This window comes from Vannielia litorea (assembly GCF_019801175.1).
Lineage (GTDB): Bacteria > Pseudomonadota > Alphaproteobacteria > Rhodobacterales > Rhodobacteraceae > Vannielia > Vannielia litorea_B.
On the sequence record NZ_JAHVJR010000001.1, the window covers coordinates 328,253 to 353,419 of the forward strand.

General features: G+C 69.5%; 27 protein-coding genes. 6 read left to right on the forward strand and 21 right to left on the reverse strand.

Annotated features, from left to right (window positions below):
- Positions 1–3: 3 nt before the first annotated feature.
- The gene (locus KUV38_RS01660; protein WP_261385265.1) at positions 4–681 is read left to right on the forward strand and encodes a phosphoribosyltransferase; all 678 of its coding nucleotides are present in this window, start codon (positions 4–6) and stop codon (positions 679–681) included.
- Here the strand turns inward: KUV38_RS01660 and KUV38_RS01665 are convergent.
- The 5 genes from KUV38_RS01665 to metG form a co-directional block, all read right to left on the reverse strand.
- Positions 678–1,745 carry a lipocalin-like domain-containing protein gene (locus KUV38_RS01665; RefSeq protein WP_222468389.1) on the reverse strand — a complete coding sequence of 356 codons (1,068 nt, stop codon included), beginning with the start codon at positions 1,743–1,745 and terminating at the stop codon, positions 678–680. The two genes, KUV38_RS01660 and KUV38_RS01665, sit on opposite strands and share 4 nt — an antisense overlap.
- Entirely contained in the window at positions 1,742–4,141 is a 2,400-nt protein-coding gene (locus tag KUV38_RS01670) for an FtsX-like permease family protein (RefSeq protein WP_222468390.1), read from the reverse strand. The genes KUV38_RS01665 and KUV38_RS01670 overlap by 4 nt, the downstream gene beginning before the upstream one ends.
- 100 nt (positions 4,142–4,241) lie before the next feature.
- Positions 4,242–4,901 carry an ABC transporter ATP-binding protein gene (locus tag KUV38_RS01675; protein WP_222468391.1) on the reverse strand — a complete coding sequence of 220 codons (660 nt, stop codon included), beginning with the start codon at positions 4,899–4,901 and terminating at the stop codon, positions 4,242–4,244.
- A 99-nt stretch (positions 4,902–5,000) separates the two neighbouring features.
- Positions 5,001–6,098, reverse strand: coding sequence for a PAS domain S-box protein (locus KUV38_RS01680; protein ID WP_222468392.1), 1,098 nt, complete (start codon positions 6,096–6,098; stop codon positions 5,001–5,003).
- 194 nt (positions 6,099–6,292) lie between these two features.
- Positions 6,293–8,005, reverse strand: a complete 1,713-nt coding sequence (gene metG, locus KUV38_RS01685; RefSeq protein ID WP_222468393.1) for a methionine--tRNA ligase — start codon at positions 8,003–8,005, stop codon at positions 6,293–6,295.
- A 138-nt stretch (positions 8,006–8,143) separates the two neighbouring features.
- On the opposite strand from metG, the gene KUV38_RS01690 reads away from it, so the two are divergent.
- A complete protein-coding gene (locus tag KUV38_RS01690) occupies positions 8,144–9,496 on the forward strand; it encodes an MATE family efflux transporter (protein ID WP_222468394.1) in 1,353 nt (450 codons plus the stop codon).
- A gap of 22 nt (positions 9,497–9,518) precedes the next feature.
- Here KUV38_RS01690 and KUV38_RS01695 read toward each other — a convergent pair whose 3' ends face one another.
- The 10 genes from KUV38_RS01695 to hemP form a co-directional block, all read right to left on the reverse strand.
- Entirely contained in the window at positions 9,519–10,739 is a 1,221-nt protein-coding gene (locus KUV38_RS01695) for an MFS transporter (protein ID WP_222468395.1), read from the reverse strand.
- Positions 10,740–10,844: 105 nt separating this feature from the next.
- Positions 10,845–11,459, reverse strand: a complete 615-nt coding sequence (locus tag KUV38_RS01700) for an ImuA family protein (protein WP_261385118.1) — start codon at positions 11,457–11,459, stop codon at positions 10,845–10,847.
- Positions 11,460–11,599: 140 nt separating this feature from the next.
- Positions 11,600–12,685 carry a DUF1513 domain-containing protein gene (locus tag KUV38_RS01705; RefSeq protein ID WP_222468396.1) on the reverse strand — a complete coding sequence of 362 codons (1,086 nt, stop codon included), beginning with the start codon at positions 12,683–12,685 and terminating at the stop codon, positions 11,600–11,602.
- A gap of 3 nt (positions 12,686–12,688) precedes the next feature.
- Entirely contained in the window at positions 12,689–13,672 is a 984-nt protein-coding gene (locus KUV38_RS01710) for an imelysin family protein (protein ID WP_222468397.1), read from the reverse strand.
- Positions 13,673–13,739: 67 nt separating this feature from the next.
- Positions 13,740–15,251: a di-heme oxidoredictase family protein gene (locus tag KUV38_RS01715; RefSeq protein ID WP_222470919.1), complete on the reverse strand. Its 1,512-nt coding sequence runs from the start codon at positions 15,249–15,251 to the stop codon at positions 13,740–13,742.
- Between the two features lie 105 nt (positions 15,252–15,356).
- Positions 15,357–15,842, reverse strand: coding sequence for a bacterioferritin (gene bfr, locus KUV38_RS01720; protein WP_222468398.1), 486 nt, complete (start codon positions 15,840–15,842; stop codon positions 15,357–15,359).
- A complete protein-coding gene (locus KUV38_RS01725) occupies positions 15,839–16,084 on the reverse strand; it encodes a bacterioferritin-associated ferredoxin (RefSeq protein ID WP_222468399.1) in 246 nt (81 codons plus the stop codon). The genes bfr and KUV38_RS01725 overlap by 4 nt, the downstream gene beginning before the upstream one ends.
- Positions 16,085–16,198: 114 nt before the next feature.
- A complete protein-coding gene (locus KUV38_RS01730; RefSeq protein ID WP_222468400.1) occupies positions 16,199–17,455 on the reverse strand; it encodes an imelysin family protein in 1,257 nt (418 codons plus the stop codon).
- A 41-nt stretch (positions 17,456–17,496) separates the two neighbouring features.
- Complete coding sequence (locus KUV38_RS01735; protein ID WP_222468401.1) at positions 17,497–17,907, reverse strand: hypothetical protein; 411 nt, start codon at positions 17,905–17,907, stop codon at positions 17,497–17,499.
- Positions 17,908–17,966: 59 nt separating this feature from the next.
- The gene (gene hemP / locus KUV38_RS01740; protein ID WP_222468402.1) at positions 17,967–18,122 is read right to left on the reverse strand and encodes a hemin uptake protein HemP; all 156 of its coding nucleotides are present in this window, start codon (positions 18,120–18,122) and stop codon (positions 17,967–17,969) included.
- A 324-nt stretch (positions 18,123–18,446) separates the two neighbouring features.
- Here hemP and KUV38_RS01745 point away from each other — a divergent pair, with 324 nt between their 5' ends.
- Genes KUV38_RS01745 through KUV38_RS01760 form a run of 4 tightly spaced genes read left to right on the forward strand, consistent with a single transcriptional unit; the run spans position 18,447 to position 21,000 of the window.
- Positions 18,447–19,154 carry an energy-coupling factor ABC transporter ATP-binding protein gene (locus KUV38_RS01745; RefSeq protein ID WP_222468403.1) on the forward strand — a complete coding sequence of 236 codons (708 nt, stop codon included), beginning with the start codon at positions 18,447–18,449 and terminating at the stop codon, positions 19,152–19,154.
- Positions 19,129–19,746 carry an energy-coupling factor transporter transmembrane component T family protein gene (locus KUV38_RS01750; protein ID WP_222468404.1) on the forward strand — a complete coding sequence of 206 codons (618 nt, stop codon included), beginning with the start codon at positions 19,129–19,131 and terminating at the stop codon, positions 19,744–19,746. The genes KUV38_RS01745 and KUV38_RS01750 overlap by 26 nt, the downstream gene beginning before the upstream one ends.
- Entirely contained in the window at positions 19,743–20,303 is a 561-nt protein-coding gene (locus KUV38_RS01755; protein WP_222468405.1) for a biotin transporter BioY, read from the forward strand. The genes KUV38_RS01750 and KUV38_RS01755 overlap by 4 nt, the downstream gene beginning before the upstream one ends.
- 4 nt (positions 20,304–20,307) lie before the next feature.
- Positions 20,308–21,000 carry a nitroreductase gene (locus tag KUV38_RS01760; RefSeq protein WP_315898581.1) on the forward strand — a complete coding sequence of 231 codons (693 nt, stop codon included), beginning with the start codon at positions 20,308–20,310 and terminating at the stop codon, positions 20,998–21,000.
- Positions 21,001–21,146: 146 nt separating this feature from the next.
- On the opposite strand, the gene msrB is transcribed toward KUV38_RS01760, so the two are convergent.
- From msrB to KUV38_RS01790, 6 genes are all read right to left on the reverse strand, one after another.
- Positions 21,147–21,626, reverse strand: a complete 480-nt coding sequence (gene msrB, locus KUV38_RS01765) for a peptide-methionine (R)-S-oxide reductase MsrB (protein ID WP_222468406.1) — start codon at positions 21,624–21,626, stop codon at positions 21,147–21,149.
- A gap of 116 nt (positions 21,627–21,742) precedes the next feature.
- The gene (locus KUV38_RS01770; RefSeq protein WP_222468407.1) at positions 21,743–22,294 is read right to left on the reverse strand and encodes a fasciclin domain-containing protein; all 552 of its coding nucleotides are present in this window, start codon (positions 22,292–22,294) and stop codon (positions 21,743–21,745) included.
- A 144-nt stretch (positions 22,295–22,438) separates the two neighbouring features.
- On the reverse strand, positions 22,439–23,125 hold the full coding sequence (locus KUV38_RS01775; protein WP_222468408.1) for an anti-sigma factor domain-containing protein: 687 nt from the start codon (positions 23,123–23,125) through the stop codon (positions 22,439–22,441).
- Positions 23,122–23,664: a sigma-70 family RNA polymerase sigma factor gene (locus tag KUV38_RS01780; protein WP_222468409.1), complete on the reverse strand. Its 543-nt coding sequence runs from the start codon at positions 23,662–23,664 to the stop codon at positions 23,122–23,124. Before KUV38_RS01780 ends, KUV38_RS01775 begins: the two co-directional genes overlap by 4 nt.
- 288 nt (positions 23,665–23,952) lie before the next feature.
- Positions 23,953–24,504 (reverse strand): thioredoxin family protein, encoded by a 552-nt coding sequence (locus KUV38_RS01785; protein ID WP_222468410.1) that lies wholly within the window; start codon positions 24,502–24,504, stop codon positions 23,953–23,955.
- A gap of 118 nt (positions 24,505–24,622) precedes the next feature.
- The gene (locus tag KUV38_RS01790; RefSeq protein ID WP_222468411.1) at positions 24,623–25,093 is read right to left on the reverse strand and encodes an Lrp/AsnC family transcriptional regulator; all 471 of its coding nucleotides are present in this window, start codon (positions 25,091–25,093) and stop codon (positions 24,623–24,625) included.
- Positions 25,094–25,167: the final 74 nt, after the last annotated feature.

The window sequence follows — 25,167 nt, forward strand, 5'->3', positions numbered from 1 at the left end:
GGTATGGCGGGCGCGGGTGGCATGGCGCCGGAGGACTTCTGGCAAAAAATCGAGCCGGGCCCGCCGCCACCGCCGCCCTACGTGGGGCGCTTTCCGGCGGCGCTGCCGGGCGGCGAGGTGCTGTGGCTGCCGCTGCGCCCGCTGGAGGGCACAGAGACGGCGCTGGCCTCGCTGATCCTGAACCAGGCGAGTTTTAGCGTGGCGGGGCAGCTGGCCGCGCTGCTGGCCGAGGCGCTGCGCCCGCATGGCGTGACCCGGGTGGTCGGCCTGCCCACGCTGGGCCTCGGGCTGGCGGCGGGGGTGGCGGAGGCACTGGGCCACGGCCGCTACCTGCCGCTCGGCACCTCGCGCAAGTTCTGGTACGACGAGGCGCTCTCGGAGCCGCTGCGCTCGGTCACCAGCCCCGGGGGCGGCAAGCGGCTCTACATCGACCCGCGCATGCTGCCGCTGCTGAAAGGCGCGCGCGTTGCGGTGATCGACGATGCGGTCTCGACCGGCACCTCGATGGTGGCCGCGCTGGACCTGCTGGACAAGGTCGGCGCGCAGGTGGTGGTGGTGGGGGCGGCGATGCTGCAGACCGAACGCTGGAAGCCCGCGCTGGCCGGGCGGGTGGCGGTGGAAGGGGTGTTTCACTCGCCTCTGCTGGAGGCTTGGCCGGGGGGATACGCGCCGGTGGGTTAGGGCCGAGACGGGCGGTCATAGCCTGTCATCTCCAGATAGCCGAGGCCTGTGTGGCTGCCGGTGATTGAGACCGGGCCTTCCCAGTATTCGAAGCTGACATTCATCCATGCGTCCGCTCGGAGGGCGTCGATTTCAACATCGACGCCCTTGTCTGGCAGGGTGACGCGCCAGCGGGTGGGGGGCGTGCTGCCATTCAGCGGGGTTAGGGTTAGGGCGCCGTTAACGTAGGAGGTGGTGGTGCCGTCCGGGTCGATCCATGTGGCGGAGGTGAAGGCGGTGCCGTCGGTGGCGCGCAGGGCGAAGCCCATTAGGCGGGCGCCGGTGGAGAAGGAGAGGGAGACCCAATCCCAGCCGTCCTGATTTTCGGCCAGGGGTTGGGAAGACCACTCGCGGTCCAGCCAGGCGTTGCCGGTGACGGGGATGTCGCCGTTCGGGAGGATGAGCCGGCCGGAGACCTCGTAGAAGGGTTGCGAGTAGTAGTGGCTGGCTTGGCCGGTGGGGGATTTGACCGAGTAGCCCTTGTCGCCGTGGAGGACGAGGGGTCCGGTAGCGGTGAGCTGGAGCTTGTAGGCGAAGTCGGGGGCGGAGGCGGTGAGGTCGAGGTGGTCGAGTTCGTCGCCAGTGCCGGAGCCGTTGGCGACCATGTGCCAATCGTCGATCCATGCGGCGAAGGGGGCGGCTGTGACGCCTGCCTGCCCGGTGCCGCCACGGGCGAGGCGCTCGGTGGAGTGGTGGCTCTCGGGCGTGGTCAGGGCGGCGTGGGCCATCCAAACCTGCGGGGAGGACCAGCCTTCACGCTCTCCCGGTGCGAGGGCAGAGCGAAACAGGGTCCACTGGATGCCGTAGGGGGTGCCGTCCGGCCCCGCGAGGGTGGCGGTGAGATACCACCATTCGATGCGGAAAGCGGGGTGGGGGCCGTGATCGGTGGGGAAGGTGAGCGTGGTGCTGCGGGAAGGCAGGGCAAAGCCATCGGCCTCGGTGCCGAGACCGGCGAAGCCCTGCGCGGTCGCCGAGAGCGGCGTGGCGGCGAGGCCGGCGAGGAGGGTGCGGCGGGTGAGGCTCATCTTTCGCTCGCGAAGGTCTTGAGGAAGGTGGCGGGCTGGGTGCGGCGGAGCTTCAGCACCGGCCAGAAGCAGGCCAGCGCGGCTGCTGCCAGCGCGGTGGCGAAGAGTAGCGCCCATTGGGCGGGGAAGAGGAACATGGGCAGGCGCCAGCCGAAGGCCTCGGTGTTGACCACCGCCAGCAGCGCCCAGGCGAGGGCGAGGCCGAGGGGCAGGGCAAACAGGGCGGTGAAGGCGGCGAGGGCGAGGGTACGCAGGGCTTCCAGCGTGGCGAGGCGGGCGCGTGTGGTGCCCATCGCCCAAACCGGGGTGATTTGGGGCAGGCGCATGGTGGAAAGGGTGAGCATGGCGGTGAGGATCGCCAGCGCGGCGACGCCGAGGGTGAGGGCATTTAGGGCCGCCGTGACGGCGAAGGTACGCTCGAAGATGGCGAGCGAGTAGGCCTTGATCTCGGCGTTGGGCACCAGCGCGGTGGGGGGCAGGCCGAAGTCATCCGTCAAGGCGGCGGTGAGCATGGGGATATTGTCTGGCGCGACGCGGATGCCGTGGCGGAGCTTTGGCACATCGGGGAAGTGGCGGGTGAGCGCGGGGGTGGCGACGATGGCTTGGGGGCCTGGGTTGCCGTAGTCGGAATAGGTGGCGACGATCTGGGGCTTCCAGTCGGGCGCGAGTTGAAGGGTGTCGCCCGGGCCGAGGGCAGCGCGGCGGGCGAGTTGCTCGTTGATCATCACTGCGTCGCCGGTGGCGAGCCGGTCCCATGCGCCGGGGGTGGCGGAGAGGAGCGGCCAGTTATCGCGGTAGGTGGGGTGGTCGGCCACGCCGTAGAGCTCGCCGGTGCCTTGGTCGGCCATTGGAATGTCGACGTGCCAGATGGGCAGGGTGGCCTGCACCTCGGGGCGGGTGTCGAGGAAGGCGCGGAGGCGGGTGGCTTCATCTTCGCTGCGGGCGGTGACGTAGAGCTCTGAGACGAGGCGCTGGTCAAGGAAGCCGGTGAAGGTGAGGCGGAAGGAGCTGACCATCGTACCCACGCCGATGTTGGTGGCGAGCGCCAGCAGCAGGGCCATGAGGGCGAGGCGGAGGCCGGGGAGTTGCTGGCGGGCATCGGCCCAGAGCCATTGGGCGAGGGGGCGGCGGGCGAGGCCTTGGGCGGCGGCGAGGAGCGCGGCGAGCAGGGCGGGCAGAGCGAGCGCGGCGCCGAGGAGCAGGCCGCCGAGCAGGGCGAAACCGCCGGGCAGGCCGCCGATCAGGGGCACGGCGGCAGCGCCGACGGCCGCGAGGGCGGCCCCGGCGGCGGCCTGAAGCGCGAGGCTGCGGGCGGAGGCGCGGGCCCATGCGCGGGGCTTGGCGGCCGCGAGGATCGGCAGGCGGGCGAGGGCGAGGAGGGCGCCTGCGCCTGCGGCCAACGTGCCCGCGAGGGCGATGGAGAGGCCGGTCGCCGCCCATGAGGGGCGGAAGGCGAGCTGGCCGGGCAGGGCGGCGCCGTAAAGGCCGCGCAGGGAGGCGGAAACATCGGGAAGGAGCGCGGCGGCGGTGACATGCCCGAGGGCGAGCCCCAGCGTGCCCGCGACGAGGGCGAAGGCGGTCAGCTCGGCGAGGGTGAGCGCGGCGAGGGTTCGGGTGGGCAGGCCGAGGGCGCGGAGGGTGCGGAACATCGGGCGGCGCTGCTCGAAGGCCAGCCCGATGGCGCCGTGGGCGATGAAGAGGCCGACCGCGAAGGAAAGCAGGCCGAAGGCGGTGAGGTTGAGGTGGAAGCTGCGGGTGAGCCGCGCGATCTCGGCCCCGCCCTGCGGGCGGCTGCGGGTGAGTGTGGGGGCGACCTCGGCCAGCGGCGGGCGGGTGAGGGGCTGTGCGGCGTCGGGGGCGACGAGCAAATGGGTGATGGCGCCGGAGGGGGCGAGGGACATTGCGCCGTCGATCGTGGTGACGAGGAGGCCGGGCGCGAGGCCGGGGGCCGGGGTGGCTTGCGGCGCCGCGGCGAGGCTCTCAGGCGCGGCCCATTGCGGCGGGGGCAGGGTGATGAGGGCGGAGGGCGGCATCTGCGCGAGGGTTGGCGCGAGGTCCGGCAGGCTGCCCATGGGGAGGGTGAGAAAGTCGTAGCCCTGCACGGTGAGGCCCTCGGGCGTTTCGCCCTCCCAGACCGGGGAGACCTGCCAGCCCGCGGCGCGGAGGGCGAGGAAGGTTTGCATCGGGATGCGGCCTGCGGGGGAGGTCAGATGGTCGGGCGCGTCGGGGGAGAGGGTGGCCTCGGAGGCGGCATAGGAGGCGCGGGCCTCGGCGTTGATGGCTTGGACGGCGGAGAAGAGGGCGGTGGCGAGCGCGATACCTAGAAGCAGCGTGGCGAGCTGGCCGGGGTGGCGGCGCCAGTGGGACAGGAGAGCGTGGAGGGCAGCGCGGGTCATTGGCGGGCGGGGTGCGGGCGTGGGCGGCTCGTCCGCCCTTCGAGGCGTGCTCGCGGTGATGTGCGCGCTGCGGCTCCTCGGGAAATTACGACGGGCCGGGTCATGCCAGCTTGCCGCGTGACAGGTGCAGGCGGCGCGACATGGCGGCGGCGACGGTGGCGGAGTGGGTGACGGTGACGAGGGCGGCGCCGGTTTCGGCGGCGAGTTCGAGCATGAGGGCGAGGACGGTGGCGGCGTTCTCTTCGTCGAGGTTGCCGGTGGGCTCATCGGCGAGAATCAGCGGTGGCTTGGCGGCCAAGGCGCGGCCAATGGCGAGGCGCTGTTGCTGGCCGCCCGAGAGGGTTTCGGGCCAGGCGGAGAGGTGGGGCGCGAGGCCGAGGCGCTCGGCGAGGGTGGCGCACCAGCCTTCATCGTGCCGTCCGGCGAGGCGCGCCTGAAAGGCGAGGTTGGCGGCCACGTCGAGCGAGGGGATCAGGTTGAACTGCTGGAACACGAGGCCAATGCGGGTGCGGCGGGCCTCGGCGCGGGCGGCATCGGGCAGGGTGGAGAGCGGCGCGCCGCCGAGGGTGACGTTGCCGCTGTCGGGCCGGTCAAGCCCGGCGAGCAGGTGCAGGAGCGTGGATTTGCCAGAGCCGCTCTCGCCGGTGAGGGCGAGGGTCTCGCCGGGGTCAAGCGCGAGGGAGACGCCGGAGAGCACGGGCTGCGCCCCGCCGGAGGGCAGCGGGAAGGTTTTGTGTATGTCATCGGCCACGAGCAGCATTGCAGCGCAGGATGTAATGCGCGGGCGGCGAAGGGAAGTGGGGTGCGGCGCTGGGGCGCGGGCGCGGACCTGAGCGCTGGTGGTGGGACAGGTCCCGCCCTAAGGGCTGCGCGACTCGAGGGCGCGGCGCATTTCGGCTTCCAACCCGCCGGGTGTGCAACTGCCGGTCACCACGCCATCCATGCCCTGACCGCGCAGGCTGGCGAAGGCGGGCGGTTCGGCCTCGGGGGTGCAGGCGATGACCGGAATGTCGTGGAAGTTGCGGCCGGAGTTGCGGATCTGGCTCACGGTGGCCGGGCCGGAGAGGCCGGGCATGTCGAGGTCGATGAGCGCGAGGTCGGTCGGGCCGGCAAAGAGCGCCTCGATGGCCTCATAGCCATTGGCCACAGCTTTCACCTCATGGCCGGTCGCGCGGAGCATCTCGCGCAGGCGGTCCTGCCGCGCGGCCTCGGCCACGGCGAGCAGCACCCGCATGGGGGCCAGCGGCAGTTGCCGGGCAGGCGGCGTGCCGGGGCGGGCGGGCGGCGGATTGGTGGTGCGGCGGGGCGGGGCGAGGCTGCCTTCGGCCTCGGCCAGAGCGGCATCGAGCGCCTTGCGCAGGGTCTCGGCGGCGGAGAGCACCTCGGCCAGACGGGCACGTTGGCTGTCTTGCAGTTGGCCCTGCTCCATCAGGGTGGCAAAGCCGAGGATCGCGCCGAGGGGGGTGCGGGTTTCATGGCCAAGGCGTTCGAGCACATCGCGGAGGCCGTCGGCGCCATCGGCCTCGCGGCGGTTGCGGGCGTCGAGCTCGCGCTCGGCGTAGCGGGCGCGGCGGTCGTCGGTCACCACGGTCAGCGCGCGCAGGAAACGCCCGGCCTCGTCGCGGATCGCCCCGGAGGAGAGCAGCACCGGCAGGGGCCGCCCATCGGCGCGGACGAACTCGTAGGAGATGTTGGTGACCCGGCCCGCTGAATAAAGCAGCGGCAGCCCACGTGTGAGCGCGAAGGCGCGGGACTTGGGGGTCATGATATCGGTGGTGCGCCGCCCGATCAGCTCTTCGCGGGTGTAGCCCAGCATCCGCGCCCACGCGGTGGAGACGTTGAGGAGGGTGCCCGATTCGTCGATGGAGTGCAGCAGAAGAGGCTCGATGGTGAACAGGCCATCGAGGCCGTCTGCAGGTGCGACGGAATCATCCTGAATACTGGGCCGGGGGTTCATTTTACCCCTCCAACATGGCGCCCCTCCGAGAAGGCGCGTTGCAGTACGCCCTCGAACCTTACCCTGCGTAATTCGACGCCGCTTCGACTTGCAAAGCAAGTCTTTCATGATCGTTTTCACGATTTTCTCTCGCAAGAGGCCGTTTGAACGGCGTGGGTGCCGACTTTTGTCGCGGGCCGCAGGGCGGCGGCGGGTCAGCTACGGGTGCCGGAGAAGCGGGTGGCCCAGTCTTCGCGGGCTTCGTCGCTGATCTTGGCAAAGAGCACGTCGGGCACGGTGAAGCCGTGACCTTCGGGCAAGGCGCTGAGTGCGGCGGAGATATCCGTGGGCCACTCGGCCCCCTCGGCGCCCATGTCGGCCAGCATCCGCTCGGCGGAGAAGGGGATGAAGGGCGCAGAGAGCACGGCGTAGACCGGGATCAGGTTGAGCGCGAGGCGAATGTCGGCCGCCGCGGCCTCCGGATCTTCCTTGTAGGTGGTCCAAGGCGCCGCCGATTGCAGGAACTCGTTGCCCGCCACCCACATGGAGCGCAGGGTCGCCGCCGCGCGGCGGACCTCGATGGCGTCCATCTGGGCGGTGTACTCGGTGAGCTTGTGATGAAGCTCGGCGATCAGCGCCTTTCCGTTCTCGGACAGCGCGCCGCCCGCAGGCACCTCTTCGCCCCATTTGGAGCGGCAGAACTTGGTCACGCGGCTGACGAAGTTGCCCAGCACGTCGGCCAGATCCTTGTTCACATCCTGCTGGAAGGTCTCCCAAGTGAACTCGGTGTCGGAGCTTTCGGGCGCGTGGGAGAGCAGCCACCAGCGCCAGTAGTCGGCGGGCAGGATCTCCAGCGCCTGGTCCTGGAACACGCCGCGACCTTGCGAGGTGGAGAACTGGCCGCCCTCGTAGTTCAGGTAGTTGAACGACTTGATGTAATCGACCAGCTTCCACGGCTCGCCGGAGCCGAGGATGGTGGCGGGGAAGGTGAGGGTGTGGAAGGGCACGTTGTCCTTGCCCATGAACTGGACGTAGCGCACATCATCGGCGCCCTTGTCGGTGCGCCACCAGCGCTCCCAGTCGGAGCCCTTTCCGGCGTCTTGCCACTCTTCGGCGCAGGCGATGTATTCGATGGGCGCGTCGAACCAGACGTAGAAGACCTTGCCCTCCATACCCGGCCAGTCCTCGGTGCCCTTTTTCACCGGCACGCCCCAGTCGAGGTCGCGGGTGATGCCCCGGTCCTGCAACCCGTCACCATCGTTCAGCCATTTCTTGGCGATGGAGGTGGTGAGCACGGGCCAGTCTGTCTTGCTGTCGATCCAGGCGGAGATGTCGGCGCGCAGGCTGCGCTGCTTGAGGTAGAGGTGCTTGGTTTCGCGCACTTCAAGGTCGGTCGAACCGGAGATGGCAGAGCGCGGCTCGATCAGGTCGGTCGGGTCGAGCTGTTTGGTGCAGTTCTCGCATTGGTCGCCGCGGGCCTTGTCGTAGCCGCAGTTGGGGCAGGTGCCCTCGATGTAGCGGTCAGGCAGGAAGCGGCCATCTGCGTTGGAATAGACCTGCTTCTCGGAGACCTCGCCGATGAGGCCGTTGTCGGCCAGTGCGCCGGCGAAATGCTGGGTCAGCCGGTGGTTCTGGGGCGAGGAGGAGCGACCGAAGTGGTCGAACGACAGGCCGAAGCCCTTGCCGATCTCGGCCTGCACCTCATGCATCTCGGCACAGAACTCGGCCACCGGCTTGCCCGCCTTGGCGGCGGCCAGTTCGGCGGGGGTGCCATGCTCGTCGGTCGAGCAGAGAAACAGCACCTCGTCGCCACGCGCACGGCAGTAGCGGGCGTAGAGGTCGGCCGGGAGCTGTGAGCCCACGAGGTTGCCGAGGTGCTTGATCCCGTTGATGTAGGGAATGGCGGAGGTGATGAGCGTGCGGGGCATGGGTGCGGCCTTTGTCGGAGTTGCCGGGAGGGTTACAGCAGGCAGCGGCGGGGAGCAACGGGGGTGCGATGCCACCGGGCTTGACCGGGACGCGGGAGGACGGTAGGGCGGGGTATATTTATACCCGGGTAAAAAATTATGTCCGACTCTCCCTATCTCTCCGGCCCGCTGGGCCCGCTTCTGCTGCGCACGGCACTGCCGATCTCGCTGGTGATGATGCTGCACGGGCTCCTGAGCGTGGTCGATGCGATCTTTCTGGGCCGCTACGTGGGCGCAGAGGCGCTGGCGGCGGTGACGCTGGTGTTTCCGGCGGTGATGCTGCTGGCGGCGCTGGGCACGCTGGTGTCGTCGGGCATGGCCTCTGTGGTGGCACGGGCGCTGGGGGCCGCGGATGCGGGCGGCGCGGCGCGGGCCTTTGGCGGGGCGCATGGGCTGGCCTTGCTGATCTGGCTCGGCGTCTGTGCCGTGGGGGCAGTGGCGGGGCCGGGGCTGGTGCGACTCTTGGCCGATGGGGACTCCACGCTGGCCGGGATGGGCTGGCGCTACATCGCGATCCTCGGCGGCGGCGGGCTGCTGGGGCTGGTGCTGACGCTCCAGACGGATGCGCTGCGGGTCGAGGGGCGGGTGCCCTTCATGGCGGCGATGTCGCTCACAGTGTCGCTCGGCAATGGCGCCTTGGACTGGCTCTTCATCGCCGTCTTCGGCTGGGGCGTGGCAGGTTCGGCGCTGGCCACGCTGGTGGCGCAGGCGGCGGCGGTGCTGGTGGTGCTGGGCTTGCGGGCGCGGGGGCGGCTGGTGTTGCCGTTACCCCGGCCTAGCCGCGCCCGGTGGGGCGAGATGCTGGCCCTAGGCGCGCCGCAGAGCCTGAGCTTTCTGGGCATCGCGCTCAGCACCGGCGCGGTGGTGGCGATGTTGCGGCTGCTGGACGGGCCGGACACTGAGGCCCTGATTGCGGCCTATGGGATCTACCTGCGGGTCATGGCCTTTGCCTTCCTAGGAATGCTCGGGCTGGGGCAGGCGCTGCAGGCGATTGCGGGCACCTGCCACGGCGCAGGGCTGCACGCGCGGGCCAACGGGGCGCTGCACCGGGCGATGGGCGCGGCGCTGGCCTATTGCGGGACGGTGGCGCTCGGGCTGATTTCGGCGCGGTGGGGGCTGGGCGCGCTTTTCACCGGTGACAGCGGTGTGCAGGCGGCGCTGGCCGGCCTGCTGCCGGTGATCCTTGCAGGCTACGTGCTGGTGGGGCCTGTGAGCATGGTGTCGTCCTTCTTTCAGGCCATTGGTGATGCCCGGCGGGCCGCCTTGCTGGGGCTGACGCGGGTTTACCTGCTGGTGATCCCGCTCTCGCTCAGTCTGCCTTGGGCGCTGGGCGAGATCGGCCTCTGGCTCGCGCCGCCGCTGGCGGATGTGGCGATGGTGGGCCTCTGCGTGCTGGTGCTCTGGCAGCACGGGGCGCGGCACGGGCGCGGGGCTCTGGCGGTTTCCGGCTAGGGGCGCAGGAGCCCGCCTTGCCCTAAGGGTCTTTGCGCTGGCGGCCGGTGAGGCGGCCGATCAGGAAGCTGGTGCGCGGGGCGTAGATGTAGCGGGTGCGTTCGGCGCTGGTCGGGCGGGCGCGCATTCGGATCGTGCCAATCACGGCGAGCGCCACATGGGCCAGCGCGATGATGGTGAATAGCGCGCCGGGGCCGGTGGCTTGCATCAGCCATGAGATCGTCAGCGGCGCGGCGATGGCTCCGGCGGCGAAGGCGAACATCATTGAGGCCGAAAGCTCGACCCGCTCGTCATCGGAGGCCCAATCGTGTGCGTGGGCGGCGGCGACCGAGTAGATCGGAAAGCTGGTGAGCCCGAAGATCGCCGCGCAGATCAGCACGGCGGTGGTGGACTGCGAGGTGGCGAGGGTCAGGGCGCAGGCGAGGGTGGAGGCGACCGAGAGGCCGATCAGCACCCAGCGGCGGTCGTAGCGATCGGCGAGCCAGCCCACCGGCCATTGCGCCAGCGCGCCGCCGCCGATCCAGATGGCGAGGAAGAGGCCGATCTGCTCGGGGCCGAGCCCGACCGCTTGGCCATAGACCGGGCCGATGGTGCGGAAGCTGCCAGAGGTGAGCCCGGCCACCAGAACGGCGGCGCCCGCAAGTGGCGAGCGGGCAAAGGTGAGGGCCGGGCGCAGGCGCGGGGCCTCGGGCGTGGCGGGCTGCTCGGCGCGGGTGAGGGCGGTGGGCAGCAGGGCGGCGCAGCAGAGGATGGCAAGCAGGGTGTAGGCGGCATAGGTGGCCGGCTCCAGCACGCCGACGAGCAGCTGGGCCAGCAGCGAGCCGCCCATGTCGACCAGCCGGTAGCTGCCCATCGCCCGGCCCCGCGTGGCATTGGTGACCCGCGCCTGAAGCCAGGCCTCGATCACCGTGTAGCACCCGGCGATGCAGAGCCCCGAGGCCACGCGCATCCCGGCCCAGGCCCAGGGCGCGGTCAGCAGCATGTGGCCCAGCAGGCCGATGGCGCCGAGCACGGTGAAGGCGGCAAAGGCGCGGGCGTGGCCGACGCTGCCCATCAGCCGGGGCGCCCACCAGCAGCCAAGGAAGAACCCGGTGAAATGGGCTGAGCCGAGCAGGCCGATCTCGCCGGTGGTGAAGCCCAGCGTCAGCCCCGAGAGCGCATCCATTGGCCCAAGCCCGCCGGTGGAGAGCTGGAGCAGGGCCACCGAAAGGAGCAGCGGCGCGAAGGTGAGGAGGAGGCGCATGGGGGCGGGGTAGCCTGAGGCAGGGACGGGGGCTGGCCTGCGGGCGACGAGGGGTGTCGTTTTCGGCGGGCCGGGTGAGAGCGGGGCGGTTGGCCCCCTCCCGCCCTACGCCGTTGCCTCCAGCGCGGCAAGGGGAGAGAGCACCAGTTCGGCGCGGGGCGCGGGTTGGGTGAGGTGCCATGCGGCGGGCGGGGCCATGCGGGCGCGCAGGCGGTGCAGCTCCCAGCGGTTGAGGCCCGCGGCATGGGCGGGGGCGGCCTGCCAGCGGCTCTCGATCCCCGGCGCACCGCCCGTGCCGGGGGTCAGGATCAGCCCCAGCGGCGCGGTGCCCTCGGGGGTTCCGGCGGCCAGATGCAGCCGTCGCACCGGCACCATGCCCGGCGGCGCCTCCATCTCGGCCACCACCAGCGGCGCCGCGCCCGCCCGCAGCGCCTCTTCCATGCACCAGAGCCCCTCGGCCTCCCGGCCCGCCCGGACGATGAGCAGCCGCGCCGGGTCGATCCAGCGGTTCACGCCCGGCCCGCAGAGCGCCTCGCCCTGCCAATCCGGGATGATCCAGATCACCGGCCCCGCGAGCCGCCCCGCCACCGCCAGCGCCAGTGCCTGCCGCGCCGGGCCGCAAAACTCATGCACCCGCCCGGTGGCCAGCGCAAACTCCCCGGCTACCACGCAGGGGCGGCGCGGCCGGTGGGGCATATGGGAGAACGGATCGCGGGACATGCCCTCAGAATAATGTTCGCTCTTTGTTCTGTAAAGCTTCCCCCGCCCTATTCATTTTCTTGCTCCAAATATCTCCGGGGGGTGTGGGGGGCTGGCCCCACCACTGAAAGGCGCGGTGTGGGGGGTGCCCCCCACGAGCGTTACACCGCGCGCACCGGCACGAGGTGATTGTCCCAGCTTGCCTCATGCCGGGCCAGCGGCGTGGCGGTGCCATCGGCCTCCAGCGCAAAGAGCCCGCCCATGCCGTCGGAGGCAAAGAACCCCGCGCCGCGCGGGGCAAGGCCGCAGATGTCGGCGCGGCGCCAATGGGCGCGCAGGGTGGCGGTTTCGGCGTCGAAGATCTGCACCTCGCCGCCGCGGGGCGAGGTGATGGCCACGGCCTGCCCATCACCGGAAAAGGCGACAGAGCCGGCATAGCCCTGCATCGCCAGCGCGCGGGCGGGCGGGGCCTCGCAGAGCCGGAGCGGCTCGCCCACCTGCCAGAGGCCGAGCAGTGGCACCGGCTCGGCGACATCGCGCTGCCACTGCATGGCGAAGCCTGCCAGCCCGTCCGGGCGCAGGGCGAGGTGGCGGATGGAATTGGGCCAGAGCGGCTCGGGCAGTTCGGAGACCTCCAGCACCCCTCGGTCGGGCGAGACCACGGCGAGGTTGGGGCGCATGGTGTCGAGGTTCAGCACCTCGCGGCTGCCCGGCCCGGTGCGCAGCCCGCCGTTGGCAACCAGCAGGCTGCGGTCGTCCGGCAGGGTCAGAATTTCATGCGGGCCGATCCCGCCGGAGGGCACCTCGCCGATGCGCGCGTAGCCCTCTTCGGGCGCCCAGAGGCCGATCACCCCCGCGCCGGTGGCATAGTCGTTCTCGGAGGTGGCCAGCACCGCGCCGCCCTCCAGAAACGCCCCGTGACCATAGAAGTGGCGGCCCTCCGGCGCGTCGAGCCGGGCGGTCTGGCGGCCTGTGGCGCAGTCGATCACCAGCGCAAAGCGGCCCGGGCGGCGGGCGAAACCGACGGCTTCGGGGCGTGACGGGTGAGCCGCCGCCGCGTGGCCCCGGTCGGGCAGTGGCAGGCGGAAGCGCAGCGCCCCACCGGCGGAGAGGCCGCAAAGGGCAAAGGCGCCGGAAGCGTCGCGGGCGGCGGCGAGGTACGCGGGCGCCCCGGCATCGGCCCATGAGGCGCGCGGCGCGGCGGCGGCTGCTGCGAGGGAGGCGAGGAAGGCGCGGCGGGGGATCATCGCTCAGTCGCCATCGAGCGCGTTGAAGCCTTGGCCCACGTTCAGATGCGCGCCGATCTCGGCAGCGGCGGTTTCCTTCAGCAGGGCGAGGTAGGAGGTGAGGCTTTCGATCCCCATGCGGGTGGTCGGCTCGGCGACCCCAGCGAAGGCGGGCTCATCAAGGCTATCGAGCCAGGCCTCGGTATCGTTGAAGAGCTTTTGCGTTTCGGACGCCTCGCCATCAGCCAGCAGGGCGGCAAACTCCTCCAGCGCCGCCAGCGAGAGCGCGAGGTTGCGCTGGCTGCGGCCAGAGCGCCAAGCCTCGGCGAGGGTGGGGCGGGGCCGCTCGAAGCTGCCAAGCGGGCGGGCGAGGCGGGCGTCGTCATTGTATTCGATGCCGGTGATGAGCGCGGTGAAGAGCGCCTGTGTGGCTTCGGCGGGGGCGAGGTAGGTGGCGTTACCCGGCTCTCCGGCGGTGCGCAGGGATTGGGCGGCGGCGGGCCAGTCGGCGTTGAGCGTTGCGGCCTTGGCGGCGATGTCGTGGGCGATGGCGCGGGTGAGGGCGCAGGCGTAGCTCTCGGCGGCGTAGCCCGAGAAGGCTTCGTCGTAGAGCATCCGTTCCAGCGCCATGAAGCCCTGCACGGCAACGGATTGTTGGGCGAAACCTTCCGGTGTGACGGCCTTGGGCGCTTCGGCTTTCAGCAGCATGCCGAGTTGGCGGGCGGTGAAGCCCTTGGTGTCGGGCCAGAATTGCAGCGCGATGGGGCCGCCGATCTCTTGCAGGGGGCCGAGGGCGAGGTGCTGGACGCCGATCCATGCGTCGAAGGCGGCGTTATAGGCCGGTTTCAGCGCCTCGGCGGTGCAATCGGCCCGCGCGGCGGCATCGAGCGCGGTGGCGGCCTCGGCAAAGGCGGCGTGGCGCGGCAGGATGTGGCCTTCGATCGCTTCGGGCACACCGGCGTGGAGCGGGGTGGCGAGGAGGGCGATGGCGGCGAGCAGAAGGCGCATGGGCGGTCCTTTCACGAGCGGCGGGACACCGCCCGGCCTACGCCTGCGGCGCGCCGGGAGCAAGGCGTCAGAGGCTTTCGAGGTAGCGCAGCAGGGCGGCGCGGTCTTCAGGCGGCATCTGGGTGACGGCATCGCGCTGGGCCTGCGCTTCGCCGCCGTGCCAGAGGATCGCCTCCAGCAGATTGCGGGCGCGGCCATCGTGCAGTAACTGGGTGTGGCCGCTGACCTGTTCGGTCAGGCCGATGCCCCAGAGCGGCGCAGTGCGCCATTCGCGGCCCGTCGCCCGCGCCTCGGGGCGGTGATCGGCCAGCCCCTCACCCATGTCGTGCAGCAGGAAGTCGGAATAGGGCCAGATGAGCTGGAAGCTCTGCTCGGGCTGGTCCTGCAGCCGGTGGGTGACGAACTTGGGCGTGTGGCAGGAGGTGCAGCCGGTTTCGTAGAACACCTCTTTGCCGCGCAACACCTGCGGGTCATCCACCCCCGCGCGGGCGGGGACGGCGAGGTTGCGGGAATAGAAGGTGACGAGGTCGAGCCCGTCAGCCGCGATCTCGAAGCCGCGCGCATCCTGATCGCCGTGGGGCGCTTGCTGGCAGGCGGCTTGGGCAAGGGCGCAATCGCCCGCGCCGTTGGGGTGCAGGGGCGAGCTGATGCCGATGTCACCGGCGAAGGCGGCGGCGGATTGCTCGCGGATGGTGGGCATGCCGGCCTTGAGGCCGAAGCGCCCGAGCATGGGTTGGTCATGCTCCAGCGACCAGACGATGTTGGCGCGGCCGGAGATGCCGTCGCCGTCGGCGTCGCCTTCGTCGGCGTGGGCGAGGATGTCCGCCGCCGGGATCGCCTCGATCAGCCCGAGGCCGATCATCTGGGGGGCGACGCGGGGCGAGAGCATGGCGTCAGGGTGGAGCGGCCCCCAGCCGAGGTTTTCGGCCGCGTAGGTGGGCGCGCGGAGCGAGGCGGTTTCGCCGCCCGAAAGTTCGACCGGGATTTCTTCGTAGGTGATGCCGAGGCGGTACTCGGCGGGGATCCCGGGCAGGGAGTGGTCCTGCATCTGACCGCCGTAGGTGGGCTCGGGAAGGGTGGCGATGTATTCGCGGATTTCTTCGATCCCGTCCTCCGGGCCGCCGGGGATGGAGACGCGCAGGAACATGGTGGTGCCATCGTTCTCGCCGGTCTCTGGCGGGTGGCCGCGCCCGTCTTTCAGATGGCAGCGCTGGCAGGAGCGGGCGTTGTAGAGCGGGCCGAGGCCGTCTGAGGCCAGCGTAGAGGAGGGGGCGGAGACCCAGAGCTTGCGGAACAGGCCGTTGCCCAGCTTGAAATCGAGCTCGCGGGCGAAATCGATGTTGCCGGAGGGCTGGGAGAAGGCATCGGCGTTGTCGCGCCGCCGGACAGTGGCCGCGCCGCCGGGGTTTTGCTCGAAGGCTTCGGGGGCGGTGAAGCTGGTGGTGGGCGCGGTGACAGCGGCAATGCGGGCCGCTTCGTCCTCGGTCCGCGGGACCACGGGCAGGTGATCGTCGGTGAGGGTCTGGGCTGCGGCCGATGTGGCCAGCAGGGCGAAGAGTGTGGAGAGGCGGAGGGGCATTGGCATGGTCGGCGCGTTCGATTGGTGGGTCTCACCCACCCTGAGCCGGGTGGGTGACGGGTTCATGCCGGGGTTACGCGCGAGACCCCGGATTTATTCGCAGTGCTACTCGGCGTCCGCAGCGGTGGAGGCGTTGATCTGGGCGTAGTTCTGCTCGCCGACGCGGTCGTGCAGGTCGAGCTGGGTTTCGAGGAAGTCGATGTGGCCCTCTTCATCGGCCATCAGCTCCTCGAAGAGGTTCTTGGAGACGTAGTCGCCGACCTCCTCGCAATGGTCGCGAGCCTCCTTGTAGAGCGTCCGCGCCTCGTGCTCGGCAGCCAGATCGGCTTCAAGCATCTCCTTGGGGGTCTCGCCAATGCGCAGCGGATCGAGCTTTTGCAGGTTGGGGTGACCCTCGAGAAAGAGGATGCGGGTGATCAGCTTGTCGGCGTGATGCATCTCTTCGATGCTTTCCTCGCGCGACTTGTCGGCCAGACCTTTCAGGCCCATGTCGTCCTGCATCCGGTAGTGCAACCAGTACTGGTTGACGGCCGTAAGCTCGGACCGGAGTGCTGCGTTCAGGTATTCGATGACCTTTGCGTCGCCTTTCATGCGCTCTTTCCTCTCCTGCGATGCGTTCCGAGGCCGCGCAACTCGGGCGGAACCTCCAGATTGGTATTAGCACGCATCGTGGAGAGAAACAGGGGCATACATCCGCCGCAGTCGGCGCGTTTGCCGAGGGCGTGGTAGATCTTACCGGGGGTGATGATGGTTTCGGGGTCGGCGGCACGCATCCAGTCGATGGCGGCGTGGATGTCGCGGTCGTTGATGCTTTGGCAGTGGCAGACGATCATTTCGGCAGGCCCGGGGCTGGCTGTTTTGAGGTGTCAGCGGGGGCGCGTTGCGGCGCCCCCGGTATTCATCAGTGTTTCGGGTGAGCGGATTTGGCGCACCCACCCGAGCGCGGTTTACTGGAAGACGGCGTCGGGCTGGTCGAGGCTGTCGGAGCCTTCAACCTCGATACCGTCGAGGCCGAGTGCGGTGACTGCCCGCTCGATGGAGCGGGTCTGGGCCACGAGCGCATCGACCGCGCCCATCACCAGCGCTTCGCCTTCCGCATTCCCGGCGGCCAGCATCTGGTCGTAGGAATAGCCGGCTTCGGCAGCGGTTTTGATCTGACCCAGCTCGCGCATGGTGTGGGCCAGCGCGGCGGTCAGCTCGGCATCGAGCGACGGATCGGCTGCGGCCACGAGGGAGGCCAGGCTTTCGCCCGAAACAACCGACCCGTCGACCCGCTGATACTCACCCAGGTAAACGTTCTGGATGCCCAGACCGTCGTAGTAATGCGAGTTGTGGGTGTTGTCGGAGAAGCAGTCATGCTCCTCCTCGGGATCGTGCAGCATGACGCCGAGCTTCATCCGCTCACCGGCCTGTTCGCCGTAGGAGAGCGAACCCATGCCGGTGAGGATGGCGGTGAGGCCTGCGGTCTCGTCGCTGGTCACGGCGGTGTGGCCTTCGCCGCCTTCGGACCAGGCTGCAACGATCTCTTCGAGGTCGGTCACCAGCAGGTCGGTCGCGGCCTTGAGGTAGGCAGCGCGGCGGTCGCAGTTGCCGCCAGTGCAGGCGTCACCCGAGGCGTAATCAGTGAAGGGCCGGTTGCCAGCGCCGTTCTCGGTGCCGTTCAGGTCCTGGCCCCAGAGCAGGAATTCGATGGCGTGGTAGCCGGTGGCCACGTTGGCCTCGATCTCGTCGGCCTCGTGCAGGGTGCCCGAGAGCAGCGCGGGGGTGATCTCGGTGGCGTCGATCTCCTCGCCGGAGATGGTCAGCGTGGGGTTGGCCACCACGTTGAGCCCGCCCAGCGGGTTCTCGTCGGTCGCGCCGCCGCCGTCGACATAGTCGATCAGCCCCTCGTCGAGCGGCCATGCGTTGACCTTGCCTTCCCAGTCGTCGACCACCGCGTTGCCGAAGCGGAAGACCTCGGTCTGCTGGTAGGGCACGCGGGCGGCGAGCCATGCGTGCTTGGCGGCTTCCAGCGTGACATCGGAGGGCGAGGCGATGAGCGCGTCGACGGCAGACTGGAGCGTCTGCGCGGTTGCCAGGCTGTCCTCATACCCGGCTTGGGCGATGTCAGCGTAGTTGGCGAGCACCTCTGCAGGGCCTGCGAGCGCGGGAAGCGGCGCGGCGATGGCCGTGGCGAGGAGCGTGGCTTTGAGCTTGGAAGTCATTGATCTTTACTGTCCTGTTGGCTTTGGTCGTTCAGTTGGTTTCAGTGCAATGCCCGGGGTGCGGATAGCATCTCGGCCATGTGGTTGAGCGCGAGCCCGGCGCGGGCAGCGGCCCCCAGCAGCCCGAGCGGCGGGCGCCCGGAGAAGAGGTGCAGGGCAAAGCCCATCGCGGCCTCCTCGTCGCCTGCCGCGGATGCAGAGAGCAGATGGGCAAACGCGCTTTCATCGCCGCCATAACAGGCGCAGCCGGGCGCATGATGGCAGAAGGCACGCGGGCGCTCGGCCAGCGCGCGGGCCAGACGTGCAAAGGCGGCATGGGCCTCGGCCCCGTCCTGCGCGCCGAGCAGCAGCGCGAAATCCTCGGCCACCTGCGCATCGCGCCCGGTGAGGGCCATGCGCAGGAAGGTCACGGCGGCCAGCTCGGCAGGCGCCAATTCCGCGGTGCGGCCCACGGGGGCAGCCCCGCGGGGCGCGCGGGGCGCAGGCCCCGAGGCGGGAAAGGCCGCGTGCTTCATTTGGTCAGGATCAGCTTGCCGGCGCGGGTAATGCGCAGGAAGTAGGTCTGCCCGTCGAGCTCGATCATGGCCTGGATGCCGCCCTTGGTCAGGGCGCGGGCATCGTGCAGGGGCAGGGCGGTTCCGGCGGGGGCGGTGACATGCGCGTTCATGCCCGGGCCTCCCCGACGATCCGGCGAAAAAGCCGGGCTTCGCCTGCGCCGTAGTGGCGGCAGAAGAAGCTCTGGAGGAGGGATGAATACGGGTCACTCAGTTGCGCGTTTCTCATGGGTCCACCTGTGCTTGGGTCTCCGGTTGTCTGACGTGTCCGGGCTGGCCCTTGGGCGGGATGGCTGGGAGTCGGGTTAATTCTGAGTGAATTACTTGGGTAAGTCAATTCTGATTGTTTTGGTCGGGAAATGCCCGGTCGCGCAACGGGCCGGGCCTTACAATGCGGGCCATTTCGGGCTAGGGCGGGCAAAACGGAGCGTGACGGGATGAGCGAAATCCGGCTGGAGAAGGCAGCTTACGGTGTGAACGGGCGGGAGATTCTCTGCCCGCTGACGCTGACGCTGGACGAGCGCCGGATCGGCGTGGTCGGGCGCAACGGCTCGGGCAAGAGCACCCTCGCGCGGCTCCTGGCAGGGCTGATCGCGCCGACAGGCGGGGCGGTGGCGGTGGGGGGCGACGACCTCTTCGCCGACCGCAAGGCCGCACTCGCCCGCGTGGGCATCCTGTTTCAGAACCCCGATCACCAGATCATCTTTCCGACCTGCGGCGAGGAGGTGAGCTTTGGCCTCGTGCAGCAGGGCCGGCAAGATGCAGAGGCAGCGGCCCGCGCCGCGCTGGCGGAGATCGGCAAGGAGCATTGGTGGGACAGGCCGGTCGGCACCCTGAGCGGCGGCCAGCGCCACCTGCTCTGCCTCGTTTCCGTGCTGGCGATGGCGCCGGAATGGCTGATCCTCGATGAGCCTTTCGCGGGGCTGGACATTCCGACCACGCGGGCGCTGCACGCCCGGCTCGCCGCCCTGCCGCAGCGGGTGGTGATGATCAGCCACGACCCGGCGGCGCTGGAGGGCTTCGACCGGGTGATCTGGCTGGAGGCGGGCGAGGTGGCGGCGGACGGGCCTGCGGGCGAGGTTCTGGTGCGGTTTCGCGCCGCGATGGAAGGCGAGGGCGATGATCTCAATGAACTCGCCGGTTGAGACCGTATTCCATCGCTGGCCCGCGGGGCTGAAACTGGCGCTGCTCTGCGTGTCGGGCACGGGGCTGTTCATGGTCGCGTCGCTCGCGGGGCAACTGGTGGCACTGGGGCTTGTCGCTGCGCTCTATGCCCTGCCGGGCGCGCGCTTCGCGCGGGCGGGGCTCGCTGCGCTGCGCCCGGTGGCGCTCTTCGCGGCGCTCATCGCGGCTTGGCATGTGGCGACCGGAACGCTGGCCGAGGGCGCGGTGATTGTGTTGCGGCTCCTTTCGGCGGTCGCGCTGGCCAACCTTGTCACGATGACGACACGCCTTGCCGACATGTTGGCGGTGCTGCACTGGCTGACCGCGCCGCTGCGCTGGATCGGGCTGAACACCCGGCCTCTGGAGCTTGCCATTTCGCTGGTGATCCGGTTTATCCCGGTGCTGAGCGAGAAAGGCGCGGCGCTGGCCGAAAGCTATCGCGCCCGCAGCCCGCGACGCCGCGCCGGATGGCGCATCGCCGCGCCGCTGGCGGGGCTTGCGCTGGACGATGCGGACCATGTGGCCGAAGCGCTAAGGGCGCGCGGCGGATTGAGCGAAGGGGCACGGAAATGAGCAAGGTTTCGGAACGGGACGTGGTGATGATTGCGCTTTTCGCGGCGCTGATCGCGGTGCTGGGGCTGGTGCCCAAGCTGACGCTGGCCTCGGGCATTCCGATCACCGCGCAGACGCTGGGGATCATGCTGTGCGGCACCGTGCTGGGCGCATGGCGCGGCGCGGCGGCGGCGGCGCTGTTTTGCCTGCTGACCCTGCTCGGCCTGCCCCTGCTGGCGGGTGGCCGGGGTGGCCTTGGCGTGCTGATGACCCCTTGGGCCGGGTTCTTCGTGGGCTTCCCGATTGCCGCCTTCGTGACCGGCCTCGTGATGGAGCGGATGCGGGCGCTGCCGGTGGCGGCGGGCGCGGCGGCAGGCTCGGTCTTTGGCGGGATCGTCGCGCTCTATGTCTTCGCGCTGGCGTGGTACATGCTGGCCAAACCGGCGGGCCTTGGAGAGGCGGTGACCGTGGCGGCGCTGCCCTTCATCCCCGGCGACCTGATCAAGGCCGTGCTGGCCGCGCTGGTAACCCAGGCGCTGGCCAAGGCCCGGCCCGGCGCCCTGCCCAGCAGGGGCTGAGCCGGTGGACGGGGGCCGCAACGGCGCGTTGACGGTCAGCGAGGCGCTGGCGCAGCGCCGTTCGGTGCGCGGCTTCCTGCCCGACCCGGTGGAACGCAGCACGGTGGAGGCGATCCTGACGGACGCCCGCCGCGCCCCTTCCGGTGCCAACCTGCAACCCGGGCGGTTCATCGCCCTCACCCGCGCCCCGTTGAAGGCGCTCTCCGCCGCGCTGGCCGAGGCCATCGCCGACGGGCGCCCTCAGGTTGCCGAATACTCCTACTTTCCCAAGAAGATGCCGCCCGAGCTGAAGGCCCGCCAGCGGGCGGCGGGCTACGCGCTTTATGAGGCGCTGGGCATCGAGAAGCGCGACCTCGACGGGCGGCGGCGGCAGTTTGACCGCAATTATCGCTTCTTCGATGCGCCGGTGGGGATGATCGTGACCATCCGGCGCGACATGGGTAAAGGCTGCTTTATGGATCTCGGCATGGCGATCATGGCGCTGCTGGCCTCGGCAGAATCGCGCGGGCTGGCCACGTGCGGGCTGGGCGCAATCGCCCATTACGGCGATGTGGCCCACGAGGCGCTGGGGCTGCCGGAGGATGAACTGGTGGTCTGCGGGATCGCGCTGGGCCGGGCCGATCCGGCGCATCCTGCGAATTTGGTGCGCACGGCGCGCGAGCCGCTGGAGGCGTTCACGGAGCTGCGCGGGTTTTGAAAGTGGTGGTGGGCGGGTTTACCAGCCTACCAGAGGCCACCCGATAGGGCCGATAAGCTCTCCCGAAAAATAATCTGCCCGCCCCTGCGAGGGATGACGCGGGGCGGGCAGGGCGGCCCGGACGGAGGGGCCGGGCCGCGGGGGGATCAAGCCGGCAGGAAGGTGAGGCTCACCCCGTTGAGGCAATGGCGCTTGCCAGTGGGAGCGGGCCCATCATCGAAGATATGGCCGAGGTGCGAGCCGCAGCGGCGGCAGTGACACTCGGTGCGCACAGAGAAGAGCTTGCGGTCTTCCTTGGTGCCGATGGCGTCCGGGAGTGACTGCCAGAACGAGGGCCAGCCGGTGCCGCTGTCATACTTCGTTTCGGAGGAATAGAGCGGCAGATCGCAGCCTTTGCAGGCGTAGGTGCCAGCGCGCTTTTCGTCGTTCAGCGGCGAGGTGCCGGCACGTTCGGTCGCCTCTTCGCGCATGACGGCGTATTCCGTCTCGCTCAACATGGCCTGCCACTCGGCCTTGGTCCGGGTCACCTCGAAGTCGCCCTCGGTGGCGGCGAAGAGCCGGGGGCTGAGCACCATGGCCACGGGGATCGCGGCTGTGGCGGCTGAAAGAAAATCGCGGCGGTTCATCGGAGGCTCCAATCGGACGGCGGGTGAATTGGGTGGGGTGTCACCCCTCCGCTGCGGGGCAGAGAGGTGCCGGGGCCTGGCCGGGGCTAGGGAGCACCCGGCCAGGATGGGAGGTCTTACATCTTCGGCAGAAGCACGGCGTCGACCACGTGGATCACACCATTGGATTGCTTCACGTCGGCGATGGTCACCTTGGCCATGCCACCGTTCTCGTCTTCGATCACGATGTCATTGCCCATCATCTTGGCGGTGAACACGCAGCCACCCACGGTCTGGATCGGGTGCGCACCATCATCGTCCATGATCATCTGGCCGATCGCAGCCGACATCGCATCAGCGGCCACAACGTGGCAGGTGAGGATCTTGGTCAGCTGGTCCTTGTTCTCGGGCATCAGCAGGGTCTCCACGGTGCCATCGGGCAGGGCCTCGAAGGCGGCGTTGGTCGGCGCGAAGACGGTGAAGGGGCCTTCACCCGAGAGAGTCTCAACCAGACCAGCAGCCTGAACGGCGGCGACGAGCGTGGTGTGGTCGGCGGAGTTCACCGCGTTCTCGACGATGTTCTTGTCCTCGTACATCGCGGCGCCGCCCACTTCGGGGTTGGCGGCAAAAGCGGTGCCGGCAACGAGTGCGGCAGCGGCGGTGGTGGCTAGGGTTTTGGCGAAAGTCATTGGGGTTTCTCCCGGTCAGTCATTCTCCCCGACCGTTGTGGCGGGGTTCTGTAGGGAGTTACGGAGCGACTTGGAGATTGGTTTCACACGAAGCCGTGATAATCTCTCAAGCGGCTGATTTTGCGCGATATATTCGCTGACGCCTTAAAGCGTCTGCACCGGGGCGGCGGCCAGAACGTCGCCTGTCGGTGCGCCGGTGGGCGAACCGCCGGGCGGCTCGTCGGAGATCGCCAGCGTGCCGCCGGTAAAGCCCGCGCGCAGGGCCTCGGGGAGCGGCACGCGGAAGTCGTCAGCCTCGGGGAAGACCCCGAGCGACACCGGCGCAGGGGCACCATCGGCAATGAGCCAGAGCTCCAGCGCCCGGCCTGGGCGCGGGCCACCGGACTCGCGGATCACATGCAACTCGCCCTCGGGGCTGAGCGCGGCCAGCACGGTGAGCGAGCCATCCTCCGCCGCAATGCGCGCCTGATGGGTGGGCGCGACGGCGGGGCTCGGGTCGATGGCAAAGAACACGGCCACGGCAACAAGCGCGGCGGCGAGGCCCCCGGTGAGCCACCCCCAGAGCGGCAGGCCACGCCTCTGCCCGGCGGCCTGATCGGCTCCATGAGCGGCGGCCTCGATCCGGCGCCAGAGCGCGGCGGGCGGGGTCTCCTCGACCTCGTCGGCGAGGCTGGAGAGCCCCTCCTGCCATTCGGTCACCAAAAGGGGCAGCCCCGGCTCGGCAGCCAGACGGGCCTCGAACCCGGCCACCTCCTCGGCGGAGAGCAGACGCAGAACGTACTCGCCCGCGAGGGCGATGTCGTCTTCGTCATATGTGGCCTGCTCGGTCATCGCTCGAGGCATTCTTTCAGTTTTATCAGGCTGCGGCGCAGCCAGGTTCTCATCGTGTTGAGCGGCACGCCGTAGTGGCCTGCCAGCTCGGTGTAACTCGCGCCCTCCAGGTAGGCGCCGCGCACGGCCCCCGCCCGGTCGGGCTCCAACTCGCCCAGGCAGGCCCCGATCCGCGCGGCCTCACCTGCGGCCACCGCCGATTGCTCGGGCGTGGGCCCCTTGGCCACCAGCTCGGGCGCGTCCTCCAGCTCGTCCGCCGGGGGCGCCTTGGCCCGCAACCGGTCGATCGCGAGGTTCCGCGTGACGGTCGACAGCCATGCCATCGGCGAGGGACCGCCGGCCACATAGCTCTCGGCCTTGCGCCAGACGCGGAGGTAAACCTCTTGCAAGGCGTCTTCCGCTTCGGAGCGCTCCCTGAGGATACGGAGGCAGATGCCAAAAAGTTTCGACGAGGTGGCCTGATACAGCGCGGCAAAGGCTGCCCGGTCGCCCAGAGCGCAGCGCGCAATCATACCTTCGATCTCTTCGGACGTAGCCATGGGCGCGACCGTAACAGCCTCTTTCCACAATAGCGAGACGCCCGCGGTCCTTGCCGACCGCGAGCGCCTCTACCCTTCACACTCTTACTGCAAACCGGGGTCGCGCCCCCAGCAAGGCGCTTCGCGCCCGGCCTGCATCAGAAGACACGGAGGACCGGCGGGGCAAGTTTCAGGCAATGCGAAAAAAACGCACAACCTGTTCATTTTCTTGCTGAAAATATTCCGGGGAGCGCGAGGGGCTGGCCCCTCGCTGCCGTTGGCGCGCCGCAAGCGCGGCGCTTGTGATCTTCAGGCGGCCTTCCATTTGATCGAGCAACCCATCGAGGGCACCTGCTCGTCCGGGCCGCGCCCGGTGGCGGCGACCTGCATCATTGCCTCGACCAACTCGCGCGGCGCATCGGCGGGTGCGTCGTTCTTGCCGAATGCGTCGAGCCGCCCGCGATATTGCAGCTCGCCGGCTGCGTTGTAGCCGAAGAAATCGGGCGTGCAGACGGCATCATAGGCGCGGGCCACCTCCTGGCTCTCGTCGTGGAGATAGGGGAAGGGAAAGGCCTTTTCCTCGGCCCAAGCCTTCATGTTCTCGAGGCTGTCGGCCGGGTGGCTCGTCGAGTCATTAGCGCAGATCGCGGCCACGCCGATGCCCGCGGTCTGCAAGGTCTGCGCATCCACGATCAGCCTGTCGATGATGCCCTTCACGTATGGGCAGTGGTTGCACATGAAGATCAGCAGCATGCCCTTTTCGCCCGCCACATCCGCAAGGCTCCAGGCCTTTCCATCGGTGCCGGGCAGGGTGAAGTCGGGGGCGGTCGTGCCAAGATCGGCGGCGGGGGGCTGGGGCATGTGGGTCTCCTCTCGGTTAAGGGAGAGGCTAGCGCGTTCGGCGCGCGTGTCGAGGGCCGGTCCCTGGGGTCTTGGCAGTGGCGATGAGGGGCCGGGGGCCGCGACAGGCGGGCGTGGGTCAGCCGTCTTTCACCACTTCGAGGGCCACGAAGGAGGAGGTGGAGGCGACATGGGGCAGCTCCGAGAGCTTTTCGCCCATCACCTCGCGGTAGCTGGCCACGTCACGGGTGCGGACCTTCAGCAGGTAATCGAAGCCCGAGGCGATCATGTGGCACTCTTCCACCTCGGGCAGCGCTGCGACGGCGGTGTTGAAGGCCTTCAGCGCCTTCTCTCGGGTATCGGTCAGCCGGACCTGCACGAAGGTGACGCAGCCGAGCCCAAGCTTGGGCCAGCTCAGAGTGGCGTGGTAGCCGGTGATCAGCCCGGCCTCCTCCAGCCTGCGAACCCGCGCCAGCACCGGGGTTTTTGATAGACCGACGCGGCGCGCGAGTTCCGTCATCGTCAGCCGGGCATCGACGCTGAGCTCGCGGATGATGGCTTCGTCCAACGAATCAAGCTCTATGGCGGCATTCCGTCCTAGTTTTTGCATCATTTTAATCCATTCGGGCTGAGTTGCTCTAAAATATAGACACATCGTCTTCCAAAAAGAAGCGATACTCACGC

What these genes read in the sequence shown, in the direction of transcription:
- KUV38_RS01660 (WP_261385265.1), top strand. Translation starts at nt 4, where the DNA reads ATGGCGGGCGCGGGTGGCATGGCGCCGGAGGACTTCTGGCAAAAAATC.
- KUV38_RS01665 (WP_222468389.1), bottom strand. Translation starts at nt 1,745, where the DNA reads ATGAGCCTCACCCGCCGCACCCTCCTCGCCGGCCTCGCCGCCACGCCG.
- KUV38_RS01670 (WP_222468390.1), bottom strand. Translation starts at nt 4,141, where the DNA reads ATGACCCGCGCTGCCCTCCACGCTCTCCTGTCCCACTGGCGCCGCCAC.
- KUV38_RS01675 (WP_222468391.1), bottom strand. Translation starts at nt 4,901, where the DNA reads ATGCTGCTCGTGGCCGATGACATACACAAAACCTTCCCGCTGCCCTCC.
- KUV38_RS01680 (WP_222468392.1), bottom strand. Translation starts at nt 6,098, where the DNA reads ATGAACCCCCGGCCCAGTATTCAGGATGATTCCGTCGCACCTGCAGAC.
- metG (WP_222468393.1), bottom strand. Translation starts at nt 8,005, where the DNA reads ATGCCCCGCACGCTCATCACCTCCGCCATTCCCTACATCAACGGGATC.
- KUV38_RS01690 (WP_222468394.1), top strand. Translation starts at nt 8,144, where the DNA reads ATGTCCGACTCTCCCTATCTCTCCGGCCCGCTGGGCCCGCTTCTGCTG.
- KUV38_RS01695 (WP_222468395.1), bottom strand. Translation starts at nt 10,739, where the DNA reads ATGCGCCTCCTCCTCACCTTCGCGCCGCTGCTCCTTTCGGTGGCCCTG.
- KUV38_RS01700 (WP_261385118.1), bottom strand. Translation starts at nt 11,459, where the DNA reads ATGTCCCGCGATCCGTTCTCCCATATGCCCCACCGGCCGCGCCGCCCC.
- KUV38_RS01705 (WP_222468396.1), bottom strand. Translation starts at nt 12,685, where the DNA reads ATGATCCCCCGCCGCGCCTTCCTCGCCTCCCTCGCAGCAGCCGCCGCC.
- KUV38_RS01710 (WP_222468397.1), bottom strand. Translation starts at nt 13,672, where the DNA reads ATGCGCCTTCTGCTCGCCGCCATCGCCCTCCTCGCCACCCCGCTCCAC.
- KUV38_RS01715 (WP_222470919.1), bottom strand. Translation starts at nt 15,251, where the DNA reads ATGCCCCTCCGCCTCTCCACACTCTTCGCCCTGCTGGCCACATCGGCC.
- bfr (WP_222468398.1), bottom strand. Translation starts at nt 15,842, where the DNA reads ATGAAAGGCGACGCAAAGGTCATCGAATACCTGAACGCAGCACTCCGG.
- KUV38_RS01725 (WP_222468399.1), bottom strand. Translation starts at nt 16,084, where the DNA reads ATGATCGTCTGCCACTGCCAAAGCATCAACGACCGCGACATCCACGCC.
- KUV38_RS01730 (WP_222468400.1), bottom strand. Translation starts at nt 17,455, where the DNA reads ATGACTTCCAAGCTCAAAGCCACGCTCCTCGCCACGGCCATCGCCGCG.
- hemP (WP_222468402.1), bottom strand. Translation starts at nt 18,122, where the DNA reads ATGAACGCGCATGTCACCGCCCCCGCCGGAACCGCCCTGCCCCTGCAC.
- KUV38_RS01745 (WP_222468403.1), top strand. Translation starts at nt 18,447, where the DNA reads ATGAGCGAAATCCGGCTGGAGAAGGCAGCTTACGGTGTGAACGGGCGG.
- KUV38_RS01750 (WP_222468404.1), top strand. Translation starts at nt 19,129, where the DNA reads ATGATCTCAATGAACTCGCCGGTTGAGACCGTATTCCATCGCTGGCCC.
- KUV38_RS01755 (WP_222468405.1), top strand. Translation starts at nt 19,743, where the DNA reads ATGAGCAAGGTTTCGGAACGGGACGTGGTGATGATTGCGCTTTTCGCG.
- msrB (WP_222468406.1), bottom strand. Translation starts at nt 21,626, where the DNA reads ATGAACCGCCGCGATTTTCTTTCAGCCGCCACAGCCGCGATCCCCGTG.
- KUV38_RS01770 (WP_222468407.1), bottom strand. Translation starts at nt 22,294, where the DNA reads ATGACTTTCGCCAAAACCCTAGCCACCACCGCCGCTGCCGCACTCGTT.
- KUV38_RS01775 (WP_222468408.1), bottom strand. Translation starts at nt 23,125, where the DNA reads ATGACCGAGCAGGCCACATATGACGAAGACGACATCGCCCTCGCGGGC.
- KUV38_RS01780 (WP_222468409.1), bottom strand. Translation starts at nt 23,664, where the DNA reads ATGGCTACGTCCGAAGAGATCGAAGGTATGATTGCGCGCTGCGCTCTG.
- KUV38_RS01785 (WP_222468410.1), bottom strand. Translation starts at nt 24,504, where the DNA reads ATGCCCCAGCCCCCCGCCGCCGATCTTGGCACGACCGCCCCCGACTTC.
- KUV38_RS01790 (WP_222468411.1), bottom strand. Translation starts at nt 25,093, where the DNA reads ATGCAAAAACTAGGACGGAATGCCGCCATAGAGCTTGATTCGTTGGAC.